The organism is Ruegeria atlantica (assembly GCF_013032505.1).
GTDB lineage: Bacteria > Pseudomonadota > Alphaproteobacteria > Rhodobacterales > Rhodobacteraceae > Ruegeria > Ruegeria atlantica_F.
In genome coordinates this window covers 1,430,584-1,444,754 of record NZ_WQCG01000001.1, presented here as the reverse complement: position 1 = coordinate 1,444,754, position 14,171 = coordinate 1,430,584, and the positions used below count along the sequence as shown (strand labels likewise).

Below are 14,171 nucleotides of genomic sequence, written 5' to 3'. Positions count from 1 at the left end.
CGCTGCCCGGCGTTGCCGCCGGGCTAAGGCTCAGAACTCGACCGGGCCGTCGAGTTCGTGGACCTGCCACGGCAGGCCGTGCTCGTTCAGCATGTCCATGAAGTCATCCGGGTCGAGCTGTTCCATGTTCCACACGCCTGGTTCGTTCCAGTTGCCTTTCAGCACCTGCGCTGCACCGATCATGGCGGGGACACCGGTGGTGTAGCTGACCGCTTGTGATCCGACCTCTGCGTAACATTCTTCGTGATCGCAGATGTTGTAGATGTAATAGGTCTTCTCGCCCGAGCCATCCTTGGCTTGACCTGTGGCGATGTCGCCGATGCAAGCCTTGCCCTTGGTCTCTGCACCCAGATCGCCAGGATCGGGCAGCAGGGTTTTCAGGAACTGGATCGGGATGATTTCCTTGCCGTCATGCATTACCGGGTCGATGCGGGTCATGCCAACATTTTCCAAAACTTTGGCGTGTGTGATGTAGGCGTCGCCGAAGGTCATCCAAAAGCGGGCGCGTTCGATCTCGGGGAAGTGGGTCGAGAGCGACTCCAGTTCCTCGTGATACATCAGGTACATGTTTTTCTGGCCAATGGCGGGGAAGTCGAACTCGACCTTATGGGTCATGGCAGGGGAATGTTTCCACTCGCCGTTTTCCCAGTGACGCACTTCGGCCAGCACTTCACGCAGGTTGATTTCGGGATTGAAGTTGGTGGCAAATTCTTGGTCGTTGGACCCGCCATTTGCGTCCAGCACGTCGATTTGGCGGATGGTGTCCAGCTTGTGCTTTTTCAACCATTTCGCGAAGACGGATGTAACGCCCGGATCGAAGCCCGAGCCGAGGATGGCGGTCAGGCCAGCTTCTTTGAAGCGTTCCTGATAGGCCCACTGCCAGTGGTATTCAAACTTCGCCTCATCCTCGGGTTCGTAGTTTGCAGTGTCGAGGTAGTGGATCCCAGCCTCAAGACAGGCGTCCATCAGCACCAGATCCTGATAGGGCAGGGCGAGGTTCACCAGCAACTCGGCGCCGGTCTCCTTGATCAGCTTGACCGTGTCTTCGACCTTGTAGGCGTCCAGCTCAGCGGTCGCGATATCAACGCCCACACGCTCTTTCACCGCTTTGGCGATGGCATCGCATTTAGATTTGGTGCGGCTGGCCAGGGTGATTTCGGTGAAAATATCCGAATTCATCGCCATCTTGTGTACGGCTGCGTGGGATACGCCGCCCGCGCCGACAACCAGTGTTTTGCCACTCAAAGTTCCCATGGGGGTCATCTCCTCTCTGGGGTTATTCGTAATAGGTGTAGCCGTTGATCGAGTCGCGATAGGCGCTCATCAGGGTTTTGCGTTCGCTGGCTTTCAGAGTACCGGTCGAGATCGCTTCGTCCACCATTTTGCGGAAGGCGGCAACACAGTCGTGAGGGTCGAATTCCACATAGGACAGGACCTGGCTGATCGTGTCGCCCTCCTGCTCGTGTAGCAAGTCAAAGCCGCCATCTGTGCGCAGGTCAATGGTGACGACGTTGGTATCGCCGAACAGGTTGTGCAGATCGCCCAGCGTTTCCTGATAGGCCCCGACAAAGAAAACACCCATGAGGTATTCCTGATCTTCGGGTAGTGAGTGCACGGGCAGACTGGGCGAGACACCGTCGGCCAGAATGAACCGATCAATCTTCCCGTCGCTGTCGCAAGTGATGTCGGACAGCACCGCGCGACGATCAGGCGTTTGGTTCAGGCCCTGCAGGGGCACGATCGGGTGTAGCTGGTCGATCGCCCAGACATCAGGCAGTGACTGGAACAGTGAGAAGTTGCAGTGATAGATATCGGCCACTTTCTCGAGCTGATCATCCACATCCGTATCCAGATCATCGCTTGCGGCCAGCGTCTTGAGGCGGGCCATCAGCGACAGGTAAATTCGCTCGGCCCGCGCCATCTGACGCAGATCGACATAGCCGCGGCGGAACAGCGCGCGCAGCTCATTGCGATAGAAATTCGCGTCGTTCCAGCATTCCTGCAGGCGGTCGCTGCTGAGATAGCCGTTGATCGCCGCAAGATCTGAGACCAGATGGTGATCGTCCGCTTCGACCTTTGGTCCGTTGGGTGCGTCATACAAAGTGCTTTCCAGCACGTTGAACACCAGCATCGATGAGGTTGCCACCACGGCACGGCCGCTTTCGGTGACCAGCGTAGGGTGATCCACTTCGGCCTCGTCCATGGCATAGGCCACAGTTTCGACCACGTTGGCGCAATATTCCTCGACCGTGTAGTTGATCGAGTTCTCGGCGGCCTTCTTCTCACCCGTGTAGTCCACGCCCATGCCGCCGCCGAGGTCCAGATGGGTCAGCGGCACGCCCTCGCGGGTCAACTCGGTGTAGTACCGGCAGGCCTCGCCCACCGCGCGACGCACATCGTTGACGTCCTGCACCTGAGAGCCCAGATGCGAATGCTGAAGCTTCAGACAATGCAACAGGCCCGCGCCCTTCAGTTTGTCCACTGTGGCGACCAACTGGTCGGTGTTCATACCAAAGGCGGACCGGTCGCCCGAGCTTTCTTCCCACTTGCCACTGATCTGGTTCGTCAGTTTGACCCGCACGCCGATCAGGGGTTCGATGCCCAGCTCGTTGTAGACCTGGATCACTGTGTCAGCCTCTTTCGGGCTTTCCAGAACGATGACGGTGTTGAAGCCGATCTTGCGGCTAAGGATGGCCAGTTGGATGAACTCGGCATCCTTGACGCCGTTGCAGACAATCAACGCCTCAGGGGCGAGACGGTGCGCCAGCGCGACCACCAGTTCGGGTTTCGATCCGGCCTCGAGCCCGTAGTTGTACTTTTTGCCGAACTCGACGATCCGGTCGACGACTTGCGCCTGCTGGTTCACCTTTATCGGGAAGACACCGCGATAGGTGCCTTTGTAGCCAGTACGTGCGATCGCATCGCGAAAGCTTTCGTTGATATGGGAAATCTCGTGTTCCAGATACGAACTGACGCGCAGGATCATCGGCGCTTTGATGCCGCGTTCATCCAGATCACTGAGAATACCCGGTAAGCTGATCGCTTCAGCGTCGGGTGCCATGGGATTGCGCAGACCGATTTCGCCCTGCTCCGTCACCTCAATGAGATCTTTGCCCCATTTCTCAACTCCGTAGATGGAATGCGGTGCGTCGGGCGTGTGTTTCAATCAAGTCAGTCCTTGTAAGTCAGGGTGCCAGTTTCGCGCCCGCCAATACGGCAGCTATATGATTCTTCCAAGTGTAATCTATGGGGCGGAATTTTCCGAGTTCATGCAGCTGTGCGAATTGGGATCAGGTGGTTGTCCCATTGGCAATCAGCCCGGTTGGATATTTGGGCTTTGTTTGTGGACAATTGCCCGATGACACCAGTCCCGGTTGTGAACACAAACCCGTTTGATGCGGTGCCAAGGCCGCAAACATCCTCGTGCAGGAAGACGCCATCAAGCTGTCCATCCGCGACCCGAAAACGGTGCACGGCATTGCCGCGGGGACAGGTGATGGCGACTGTTTCGCCTGCACCGGAAAAGGCGATGCTGCCCGCATATCCCTGCAACGTACTTTGGTCACCGTCGGGCGCGCTGAGTAGCAGGGGCTTTTCGCCACGGCGATGCAAACCCAAGAGGGGAGGGTGTTGCGATGTATCGCCCTGCCATTGCATCGCGAACCCAATCAAACCATCAGGTCGCACGGCCAGATGGCGGATCGAGTTTTTGTGCAGCTCTTGTGGCAGTTCCACCTGCTCAAGAGCCCCGCCATATTGGTCAAGATAGGTCAGGCGCGGTTGCATCACAGGCAGGTTGAGTTTGGTTCTTCCTGTTTCTGGATGGGTTTCGATCCCGCCATTTGCCACAACCAATGTGCGCCCATCTGGCATCAGACGCATATCGTGGGGACCGACACCGCCCGAAGCGAACTCGCCAATTCGTGTGTAGTCATCCGTGTTCCAGACACCAATCACGCCCTGAACGGTCTCAAAATCGTTTTCGGTGGTGAACAGCCGCGTTCCATCTGTTGAGAACACGCCATGCCCATAGAAATGGCGGCTTTTCGGGGCTTCTAACACAGCGGTCTGTGTGCCGGTCGCGCAGTCGATGATGATTGCAAATGTTCCCGGACGGCGTGCAAAGGCCACCGCCTGCGCGTGGTGGGGATGCGCCGCCGCCGCGTGCCCGCGCGCGGGCAACGGCAGAGAAAACAGGATGTCGCCGCCCGTATCCAACCCGGCCAGCCGAAAAGTCCCATCCGGGAACAGTGCGGCGGCCAGATAATCCGGTGCGCCGACAGCGGACCATCCACGCAAGGGCGCAAGGCTGGCAGCAGCCAACCCAGCGAGAAAGCTTCGACGATTTGTCACGGTTCAATCCCCGTCCAGCGAGTTGAACCCGGCATTGATGCCCAGTGTGGGGCCAAGCTCGGTCGAGGCAATGGCGCGGATATCGTTGATGGATTGTTGCAGCGCCTCAACGCGGAGTCTTCCCTGTGGGGTTGCCACCCCGGCAAACGCCGGATCGTCCAGCGACTGCGCCCGATCGATGGCGGCGGCGAATGCGTCATCCAGATCGGCGGCGATGTCCGGGTGATCTGCCGCTAGACGCGCGGCAAGGTCACGCAGGGCGATCAAAGACAACTCCACATGGCGCAACGAACGTTCTGAACGCCGCGCTTCGGCGCGTTTGGGGCGGGGGCGATCGAAACTTCCCATTGGGCGACCAAGGCGGGTTTCAGCGGTGAATTCCAGACCAGTCGTCAGGGCCTTGTAAAGCTCTTGCATGGCTTCGTCTTCAGTCCGGTATGGACTGTTCTCACCCGGGCTTGCCAATGCGCGTGCGTAGTCCGCCCAGTCTGCATCAATTGCCGCGGCATTGCGGTTGATGTCTGCGGTTATGGCCTGCATTAGCGCGCAGCGATACTCGGCGCCGCCCAGATCGGTGAACCGTGGATCGTAGAGCATCAGTTCCAGCGCGAAAAAACCGCGTCCGGCCACGGAGGTTTCCGCAAAGGCATCCGGGGATTGAATGGCGGTATCCTCGGTAGAAATCAGGCCGGACAGGGCTTTAGGGGTGAATCCCTTGGTATCGGGCCAAAACGCCAACGCAAAAGCGCGGTCCTCGGCTTCGGATGGGCCAAAGCGCAGATGACCAACCGAAATCCAATCGTCAAACGCGTCGTTGTATGCATTGCGAAGCGGGGTCGAGTTCGGGTCACAATTCGCCCGCGCAGCATCAGCCAAAGCATTGGTGGAATCTGACAGGGCGGAATAGCCGGGTAGGATATGAGCCTCGATGGCGTCGGACAGGATCGGCCCACGATCTTGTGCGTTGGCGCCCAGAGGCATTGTCAGGGAAAGAGCAAGTACGAAGGCGCGCATGGGTCAAAGGCTTTCCAGAAAACGGATAAGGGCATCGCGGTCAGGCTTTGGCATCCCGACGACCGTGTCACGCGCTGTCTGCGCCTCACCGCCGTGCCACAGGATCGCCTCGAGCAACGATTGCGCCCGCCCATCATGTAGAAACTGCGTATGGCCTGACACCTGTTGGGTCAGGCCGATCCCCCAAAGTGGTGGTGTCCGCCATTCACGACCCGTGGCGCGGGCCTCGGGACGGTTATCGGCAAGCGCTTCGCCCATGTCGTGCAGCAGCAGGTCCGAATAGGGCCAGATCAACTGGAAGCTATGCTCGGGACGGTCTTCCATACGATGCGTCACGAATGAGGGCGTGTGGCACGATGCACACCCGGTGTCGTGGAACACCTGTTTGCCGCGCAATACCTGAGGATCGTCCGTATCGCGGCGGGCCGGTACACCCAGATTGCGGCTATAGAAGGCGACCAGATCCATGCCGACCTGGTCAATTTCAAAGTTCCGGTCGTCGCCATCGCCATGTGGAGCGTTTACGCATTCCGCCTGCGTCGCAGTGCAATCGCCGTGCGCAGCCGGATAGAGGGGGCTGGAAATGCCGATATCACCGGCAAAGGCTGCGGCGGATTGCTCCATTATTGTCGGCATGCCCGCCTTATGACCAAACCGGCCCATCATCGGCGCGCCATATTCAATTGCCCATACGATGTTAGGCCGGCCGGATATTCCGTCGCCGTCCTCATCTTCCGGGTCCGCATTCGCCAGCAGGTCTTCTACCGGGATCGCCTCGAGCAAGCCCAGGCCGATCATCTGCGGAGCCACGCGGGGGCTGATCATCGCGTCAGGGTGCAAAGGGCCATAACCCAGATCGGCAGCTTTGTAGGTAGGACGCCGCAAAGTGACGGTTTCCCCATCCGACATAGTGACGGGAACGTCATCGTAAGTGATATCCAACCGGTATTCTGCTGGGTGGCCGGGAAGGGCCAGATCCTGCATTTGCCCGCCGTAATTCGGTTCGGGAAGGGTGGCGATGTAGTTTTCGATCTCTGCGTATCCGTCCTCGGGAGTTCCAGGGATAGACACACGCAGGAACATCGAAATTGCGTTGTCATCGGGGCCGTTGGGCGTATGTCCGCGCCCGTCTTTGATGTGACAGCGTTGACAGGATCTTGCGTTATAAAGCGGCCCCAACCCATCTGAGGCCAGCGTGGAAGACGGGGAAGACACCCAGATCTTCTTGAACAGGCCGTTACCGACTTTGAAGTCGAGCTCCTGCTCGAAACTCAGGTTGCCAGAGGGCTGCGAAAAAGCATCTGCGTCGGTACGCGCTCGGACAGTCGCAGCACCTGCGGACAACTCTTCAAAACGCTGTGGCACACTGAAATCGTCAGGTGCATTTGTTACGCGCGCAATCCTTGCTTGTTCGTCTTCAGTTCTGGGAAGGTAGTTGAGATGAAGATCCCGCAGCTCTGCCGACAGGGATTGGGTGGCCGCAAGGGCGGCCACCGCCAAAAGGGCAAGCTTACTCGCCTTCGTCCATTTTCGATGCGTTAAGGTGCGCATAATTGGCTTCGCCAATCCTTTCGTGCAGGTCGAGCTGCGTTTCGAGGAAATCGATATGCCCTTCCTCATCCGCCAGCAATCCTTCAAACAGAGACATAGTGACGTAGTCGCCAGCGCTCTGACAGTATTCGCGTGCTTCCTTGTACAAGGCCCGGGCATCGACCTCTGCTGCCAGATCGCATTCCAGTGTCTCTTTCGGAGTCTGGCCGATGCGCAATGGGTCAAGTTGTTGAAGATTCGGGTGGCCGCCCAAGAAAATGATTCGCTCGATCAGCTTGTCCGCGTGCTCCATTTCCTCGATGGACTCTTCGCGGCTTTTCTTGGCCATGTGAACAAGGCCCCAATCCTCCTGCAGACGGTAGTGTAGCCAATATTGGCTGACTGCCGTTAGCTCATGCCGCAGTGATTTGTTTAGATATTCTATGACCTTGGGGTCGCCCTTCATCTGCATTCTCCTGTGTTGCCTCGCTGCGAAGTGCGCGAAGCTGCATTGGCACTTCCAACTTATCGCTGGAACGCATCGAGTCTAGGAAAAGTGGCATGCACCCGCCACAATCTGCTGACTTTCCAAGGGCATGGTAGATTTTACCAGGTGTAATGACCGCGTAAGGATCAGACGTGCGCATCCAATCAATAGCCGCGCGGATATCGTGATCCGAGATGTTTGTGCAGTGGCATACGATCATAGCAATCAGGCTCTGAGTTGTATTTCTTACTTTATTAGTAAGTTACTTCAAGAACGTCCAGAGGAAGCGCGCGAAAGGTTCCTCACAAGTGTTGGAGGCGGCGTGATACTGCCGCCTCCGCGTTGGTGTGGGCCTTGCGAGTTACTGGAAGACCGCGTCAGGGTTATCAAGGCTGTCCGAACCCTCGAACTCGATCTGGTCGAGTTCCAGAGCAGTCACAACGCGCTCGATCGTCTTGGTCTGATCGACCAGCCCGTTTACACCACCCATGATCAGCACTTCGCCGCCTTCGTTGCCGCGTTCCAGCATCTGGTCATAGGCAAAACCGGCTTCCGCGGTCGATTTCAGACGTCCAAGGGCCTGCATGGTGTTGGCCAGTTTCACCTTCATCTCCGCGTCCAGGGATGGATCGTTGGCGACAACCAGATCCGACAGCGATGCGCCGGAAACCGGGGTGCCGTCAATGCGGGTGTAGCTGCCCAGATAGACGTTCTGAACCCCCAAACCATCGTAGTAATGGCTGTTGTGGGTGTTGTCCGAGAAGCAATCATGCTCTTCTTCGGGGTCGTTCAGCATCAGGCCCAAGCGCATACGTTCACCGGCCTGCTCGCCGTAGGACAGCGAACCCATGCCGGTCAGAATGGCGCTCACGCCAGCGGTTTCGTCGGCCGTCAGTGCTGCGCGTGCTTCGCCGCCTTCAGCCCACTGTGCTGCCATCCATTCCAGATCGCTGACCAGCAAGTCGGTTGCCGCGCTCAGGTACTGGGCACGACGGTCACAATTGCCGCCGGTGCAGTCGTCACCCTGAACATAGTCGGTGTAGGGGCGGTTGCCTGCGCCTGTGCCGTGACCGTTCAGGTCCTGACCCCACAGCAGGAATTCGATAGCGTGATAGCCTGTGGCAACGTTCGCTTCGATCCCATCGGCTTCGTGCAGGGTCTCGCCCAGCAGTTCCGGGGTTATCTCGCTTGCGTCAATTGTATTGCCGGACAGCTCGAATGACGGGTTGGCGATGACGTTGAGTGCGGCGAACTCGTTTTCGTCGGTTGGGCCGCCATAGGCTGCGTCCACATAGTCGATCAGGCCTTCATCCAGCGGCCATGCATTAACTTTACCTTCCCAGTCGTCGACGATTGCATTGCCGAAACGGTAGACTTCGGTCTGCTGGTAAGGAACACGTGCAGCAATCCATGCGGTGCGGGCGGCGTTCAGCGTGGCGTCCGACGGATCAGCGATCAGCGCATTTACGGCGGCCTGCAGCGACTTCGCGGCGATCAGGCTGTCGTCATATTTGGCTTCGGCGATGTTTGCGTAGGTGTTCAGAACATCCACCTTCGCGGGGGCATCTGCAAATGCTGAAGTCGCGATCCCAAGGGTCAAGACGCTGGTGGCGGCAAAAAATCTGGTCATAGAGGTGACACTTCCCTGTCAGAAATAACTCACAAGCGCCGCCTCAGCGGCGCGCATGCGCTAAAAACTGAGTGAATTAGTAAACTAAGTCAACCTGAGTTTTATTGTCGGAAATAAATGCCGCACCCCATCCCCAGAAATAGCGGGGTCGGCGATCCGATGCCGCGATTGCACGGGGTCTTAATCAGATTAGAATGGACTGGGTGATTCTATGTTGGGTGGTGCCTTGTTTGCTAAATGTGCAGCCGTTGCTTTGATATTTACCCCTGCGGTTGTTCTGTCGCAGGCGGAAAGCGCTGCCCATGAACATGGTACGGGATATGTGGATATTGCGTTTTCCGATCAGTCATTTTCTTTATCGCTCACCGTGCCCGCCGCTGATGTCATAGGATTTGAAGGCTCGGCTGAAACCGATGACGATCGTGCGCAAGTGGCGGTTGCGGTCTCAGATCTTTCCAAGCCTTTAAGCTTGTTTGTGCTGCCGGAAGAGGCCGGGTGCTTTACCGCGTCGGCCAATGTAACCCTGACGGGCGAGGGTTTGGGGCAAGACAAAACCGACGAGGCTGCTGAGCAAGACCAACATAGCGACTTTCTGGCGGACTACCTTATCCAGTGTGAGGATGTTTCCGCGCTGGAAAATATTCGCTTTGCATATTTCGAACGGTTTGAAAACGCGAAGAAGCTGGTTTTACGGGTGACCAGATCCGGAGAGACCCGGGCACATGAAGTAACCCGTAGCCAGCCAAATTTGGATATGTGACGCGCCTAATCTTGGATCATTTGGACCGGCCTGAGCCCGCTTGCATTGCCAATGGTATAAAATGCGAGGCTGGTAACAGCGACGGCCGTCCCTGGCTGCAGGCAAGCAGGCCAGGGACGGCACCGACTGTGCAATTAATGCACGAAATGCAGTTCGGAAAAACTCCTCCGCCACTCAGCGACCTCGGCGGCGATATCCGCGCCTGCCAATCCAGAGGTGATCAGAGCCGCCAAACGGTCAGTGTCCTTCGACGTCATTCCCCATCGAACCAGCTCAGGCGTCCCGATCCGGAGACCGTTCATGTCCCCCTCAACATCGGGCGCGGGCAGGCCAATTCCACAAGCAAGAAACCCGGCACGACGCAATGTTTTGGACGCCGTTTGCCCGCCACCATAAGGTTCTGCCAACACAGCGAATTGGTGTGAGTTTGTAAACCCTTCCCGTCCGGCAAAGATGGGAACGCCGTGGGCGTCCAACCGTTCTGCAAGCGCTTGCGCCATCGCGATCATTTCTGTCGCGTACTGTTTGCCGAAGTCGCGCCAGTCCAGCATCGAAACAGCCAGCGCTGCAGATTTGGCCGCGTCGAAGTTTGCCGTCATACCCGGAAAGGCGATCGCGTCCAGCTTTTGCGTAATTTCAGCGTCATTTGAGACGATCAAACCTCCGGCAGGTCCGCCCAGGCTTTTATACGTACTCATCGTCATGAAATGCGCGCCCTCGGCCAACGGATTTCGCCACGCTTTGCCTGCTATGATCCCGCATTGGTGGGCGGCGTCAAACATGACCTTGGCCCCGATTTCGTCGGCAATCTGCCGGACTTCCTTTACGGGATGTTCGAACAGATTGAGGCTGCCGCCAATGGTGATCAGCTTGGGTCGTTCTTTCAAAGCCAATGCCCGTAGCCGATCCAGATCGACCGTATAGCCGTCACCATCCGTTGGCGCGTCAATCGTGCGTAGTCCAAACAACCCGGCACATCCCCCAAGGTGATGAGTCACGTGCCCACCAATCGAGGCTGGCGGTGCGATGATCGTATCGCCCGGCTTGCAGGTCGCCATAAACCCATAGAGGTTGGCAATCGCGCCTGACGGCACCCTGATTTCGGCGAATTTGGCTTCAAAGATCTCGGCGCAAAGCTCGGCGGCAATCACTTCAATCTCTTCAATAGCTTCCAGCCCCATCTCGTATTTGTCGCCGGGATAGCCCAGCGATGGTCGGGACCCGATGCCAGACGACAACAGAGCCTCGGCCCTTGGATTCATCACATTTGTTGCCGGGTTGAGGTTGAAACACTCTTGTTCGTGGATTTCGCGGTTTCTTCCCGCGAGATCGTCGATCCGTTTGATCAATTCATCCGACGCAGTCTTAGAAGTCTTGGCGGCAATTTTCTGAACACGGGTTTCGCACTGATCTGGGACCCAGTTTCGGGGTGTGATTGTCATATCTGTGACCTCCTGCTTGTCACCAGATTGAACAATCGGGGCGACATCGCAAATCAGAATTGCTATTTCTTGGCGTAGAAAAACTGAGTCTGTGCTGATGGCTGTTCTTCCAAGACGCCCGAAAGGGCCACCACTCAATGCTCTCCGCGCCTTCGAAGCGGCGGCAAGACTGGGCAGTTTCGTAGCAGCCGCTGAAGAGCTGAGCGTCACTCCCGGCGCGATTTCTCAGCATATCAAGACGGTTGAAGCCTGGTCTGATGTGCCGCTATTCCGGCGAAATGCGCAAGGGGTTGAACTGACTGCGGCCGGGCGAGAACTGGCTGGAGAATTCACTATGGCTTTTGATCAGCTTGCGGCTGCAACGCGGAAACTGCGGAATCTGAGCCCAAGCGTCGAGATTCACATCGCGGCGTTACCCTCGGTCGCGCAATTGTGGCTACCGACCCGCTTGGGGCGGATCCGAAAAAATCGGCCGAATATGAAGTTCTCGGTAACTGCCATGGAAACACCGCCTCGATTGTCGCGCGAACTATTCGACCTTTCGGTATTCATTGACGAACCCGACGGGTCGGCCAATCAGGTAGTCGTTGAGAAGGACCTGATTTTCCCGGTTTGCGCGCCGGAATTGGCCGGCAATTTTGACCTTGAATCTGTTCCGTTGCTGCACGATCAGACATGGCAGGATGACTGGCAACGGTGGTCCAATGCGACAGGGGCATATGTCAGCGACCCCACCAAGGGGCCGAAGTATTCGCTTTATGGCCTTGCGGTCGAAGAAGCCAAATCCGGGGCAGGTGCCTTGATGGCACATGGATGCCTGATCGCGCCCGTACTCAAATCCGGACAATTGGTGCGCATGTCTGCACAAGCCTGCGAAACAGGTCGGGCGCTGGTGATAAACCTTCCGCACCCGTCAAGGCGACGCGCGGAACTTGATGAGGTTGTCGCGCTCATGCGGGAAGACTAGCAGCGCGAGAAACCGTGGGTGCTTTTCCACTACGAAACGAAGCTGAGCTTTGTGAGCGCGGCTTCGGAAAGATGTTTGGACTTCGGAATAAAGGCCGGCAGAGTCGATATTAGTGGCGCCAAACCGATTTACGAATTTGATCTAACTTATGACCACGGCAATTAGCCCAAACGCGTTGGTTCCAGTTTCCAATTGATGGTGATTAGCTTGGCTGAAAAAGCTCCACAACATTACCTTATGGATCTTCGCAGAGGATTTGCATGCCCCCGGGACCCGCAGTGATTTCGGTGCGAAAGGGTGCGCCTTACTCGCGAAGTGAGGCGACCACGGCGTGGATGTCGTCGATGATCAGAACACATCTGTTCCATCCTCCCGGGCTTGGGTTGTGACCCATCCGGCCTAGGCTTGGATGCCGAGCGGGACGGTGATCTTCAATGGTACCGCAATCGGCAAGGTTGCTCGCGTTCAGTTCAATCCTTGTTCGAACTCTCTGATGACGGTACGTGCCTTGATGGCAATACCTGTCCGACAAACGCTATTCGGGTCGTACATGCCGACCCATCTCTGCCGGTTGCAGGGATGGCGCGGTTGAAACGGTCTTAACTGGCGGCCACGCCCACCCAAATTGTCCTGACAACTCTGCAAATTCGCCCGAAAGCCGACGCTGGTCTGCGTCCAGGTTTGTGAGCGCGGTAGTCAATCCATTGGTGATACCAGGTACCAACGCTCTGGACGACATCAGATCCTTCGTTTCTGATAACACTGTTTCCCTTGTGGGAAACGAGGCCTCTTCGGTCGAGGATCATCGATGCAGAAACACCTTCGTCTCGATCCAAAAAATCTGAAGTGGGGGATGGTAGCGGAGGAGGGACTTGAACCCCCGACACGCGGATTATGATTCCGCTGCTCTAACCAACTGAGCTACTCCGCCATGAGTGAGAGGCGATTTAAGCGAGGGACCGGGAAGGGTCAAGGGGGAAACACCGCTCAATGACGATTATTTTTGGCCCGTTCAATCGGCTTGGATTCCCGGTTGCGCGCTGACCTCAGTGGTATCCGCAATTCTGCGAATGAACGCTGCGCAGGCGTCGGGTGCGGTGATGAGGATCATATGGCCCAGACCCTCGATTTGTTCGTCACTCAGTCCAAACTGCATCATGGGGGCACCGTTGGCGGCAGGTGAAAGAATGGCGTCCCGTGACCCGTAAAGAATGCCTCCGGGTACGGACAAATCGGTATAGCGGCTTACCTGTTTTTCGATGCTTTCATCCACGCCGACGACGTCCTGCGATGCCGTTATGAAAGCCGAAGGCCGCAACCCCAGCGCGCCGCCGGCGCGGTCTAGAAAGTCATCCGGCGCAGGTTCCGGATCAAAAACGGCCCCCAACGTGTGCGGGGCGGTCTTAGCGGATATAGGAACGGCGATCGTATTGCCGATAAAGTTGCGCAACCACTCAGTGCGTATTTCCAGTGGTTTGAAAACTTGCGGCGTTGCGGGCAGCTTTTGCGTCAAAGGGGCAAGCAAGGCGAGCGCCCTGGTTTTCTCGGGGTGTTGCAGCGCCATAGCCAGCGAAACGGCCCCACCCAGTGAGTGACCGACCAGAACGGCGTTTGATATGCCTTTTGCATCCAGAAACTCCTGAATCATTCGGGCCTGTTCGGGCAGGCGTCCAAGATCTGCACCGTCGCGGGTCGAATATCCGCAGCCAGGGCGGTCGACTGCGATGACGTGGTAGTCATCTGCCAGCAAATCCATCAGGGCATAGGTGAAATGCTGCAGTTGCCCTGCAAGCCCGTGGATCATGACAATTGTCTGTTTGGTTGGGTCGCCCTTTTCAACGAAATGAATGGTTCCGCCCCGGACTGGAACAATCTGTCCAAGTTGCGGTACGCGCTCTAACCCTTGTTGGGTAAGTCTTCGGGTCCACAGGTTCATGCCGACAAAGAAGATGCCTACCAGAAGGGCGATAACTAGAATTGTGGTCATC

12 protein-coding genes and 1 tRNA gene are annotated in these 14,171 nt (G+C 57.1%); 2 read left to right on the top strand and 11 right to left on the bottom strand.

Features of this window, described 5'->3' with window-relative positions; translation table 11 throughout:
• Positions 1-30 precede the first annotated feature (30 nt).
• The 8 genes from GOW92_RS07105 to GOW92_RS07070 form a co-directional block, all read right to left on the bottom strand.
• Positions 31-1,254, bottom strand: coding sequence for a saccharopine dehydrogenase family protein (locus tag GOW92_RS07105; protein WP_170559204.1), 1,224 nt, complete (start codon positions 1,252-1,254; stop codon positions 31-33).
• Between the two features lie 22 nt (positions 1,255-1,276).
• Positions 1,277-3,166 (bottom strand): biosynthetic arginine decarboxylase, encoded by a 1,890-nt coding sequence (gene speA / locus GOW92_RS07100; protein ID WP_170559202.1) that lies wholly within the window; start codon positions 3,164-3,166, stop codon positions 1,277-1,279.
• A 101-nt stretch (positions 3,167-3,267) separates the two neighbouring features.
• Positions 3,268-4,353, bottom strand: coding sequence for a DUF1513 domain-containing protein (locus tag GOW92_RS07095; protein WP_170559200.1), 1,086 nt, complete (start codon positions 4,351-4,353; stop codon positions 3,268-3,270).
• Between the two features lie 3 nt (positions 4,354-4,356).
• Positions 4,357-5,367 (bottom strand): imelysin family protein, encoded by a 1,011-nt coding sequence (locus GOW92_RS07090; RefSeq protein WP_170559198.1) that lies wholly within the window; start codon positions 5,365-5,367, stop codon positions 4,357-4,359.
• 3 nt (positions 5,368-5,370) lie between these two features.
• Positions 5,371-6,918 carry a di-heme oxidoreductase family protein gene (locus GOW92_RS07085; protein ID WP_170559196.1) on the bottom strand — a complete coding sequence of 516 codons (1,548 nt, stop codon included), beginning with the start codon at positions 6,916-6,918 and terminating at the stop codon, positions 5,371-5,373.
• Positions 6,878-7,363: a bacterioferritin gene (gene bfr, locus GOW92_RS07080; RefSeq protein WP_170559194.1), complete on the bottom strand. Its 486-nt coding sequence runs from the start codon at positions 7,361-7,363 to the stop codon at positions 6,878-6,880. Before bfr ends, GOW92_RS07085 begins: the two co-directional genes overlap by 41 nt.
• A complete protein-coding gene (locus GOW92_RS07075) occupies positions 7,311-7,604 on the bottom strand; it encodes a (2Fe-2S)-binding protein (RefSeq protein ID WP_170559192.1) in 294 nt (97 codons plus the stop codon). The genes bfr and GOW92_RS07075 overlap by 53 nt, the downstream gene beginning before the upstream one ends.
• 141 nt (positions 7,605-7,745) lie before the next feature.
• Positions 7,746-9,014: an imelysin family protein gene (locus tag GOW92_RS07070; RefSeq protein ID WP_170559191.1), complete on the bottom strand. Its 1,269-nt coding sequence runs from the start codon at positions 9,012-9,014 to the stop codon at positions 7,746-7,748.
• A 211-nt stretch (positions 9,015-9,225) separates the two neighbouring features.
• Between GOW92_RS07070 and GOW92_RS07065 the strand changes: the two genes are divergently transcribed.
• Entirely contained in the window at positions 9,226-9,774 is a 549-nt protein-coding gene (locus tag GOW92_RS07065) for a ZrgA family zinc uptake protein (RefSeq protein ID WP_170559189.1), read from the top strand.
• Between the two features lie 134 nt (positions 9,775-9,908).
• Here the strand turns inward: GOW92_RS07065 and glyA are convergent, their stop codons facing one another.
• Positions 9,909-11,216, bottom strand: a complete 1,308-nt coding sequence (gene glyA, locus GOW92_RS07060) for a serine hydroxymethyltransferase (protein WP_170559187.1) — start codon at positions 11,214-11,216, stop codon at positions 9,909-9,911.
• Positions 11,217-11,313: 97 nt separating this feature from the next.
• Here glyA and GOW92_RS07055 point away from each other — a divergent pair, with 97 nt between their 5' ends.
• Positions 11,314-12,183 (top strand): LysR family transcriptional regulator, encoded by an 870-nt coding sequence (locus GOW92_RS07055; protein WP_170559185.1) that lies wholly within the window; start codon positions 11,314-11,316, stop codon positions 12,181-12,183.
• Positions 12,184-13,037: 854 nt separating this feature from the next.
• Here GOW92_RS07055 and GOW92_RS07050 read toward each other — a convergent pair.
• Positions 13,038-13,114: transfer RNA gene (locus GOW92_RS07050), tRNA-Met, on the bottom strand.
• A gap of 81 nt (positions 13,115-13,195) precedes the next feature.
• Positions 13,196-14,170 carry an alpha/beta fold hydrolase gene (locus tag GOW92_RS07045; RefSeq protein ID WP_170559183.1) on the bottom strand — a complete coding sequence of 325 codons (975 nt, stop codon included), beginning with the start codon at positions 14,168-14,170 and terminating at the stop codon, positions 13,196-13,198.
• Position 14,171: the final 1 nt, after the last annotated feature.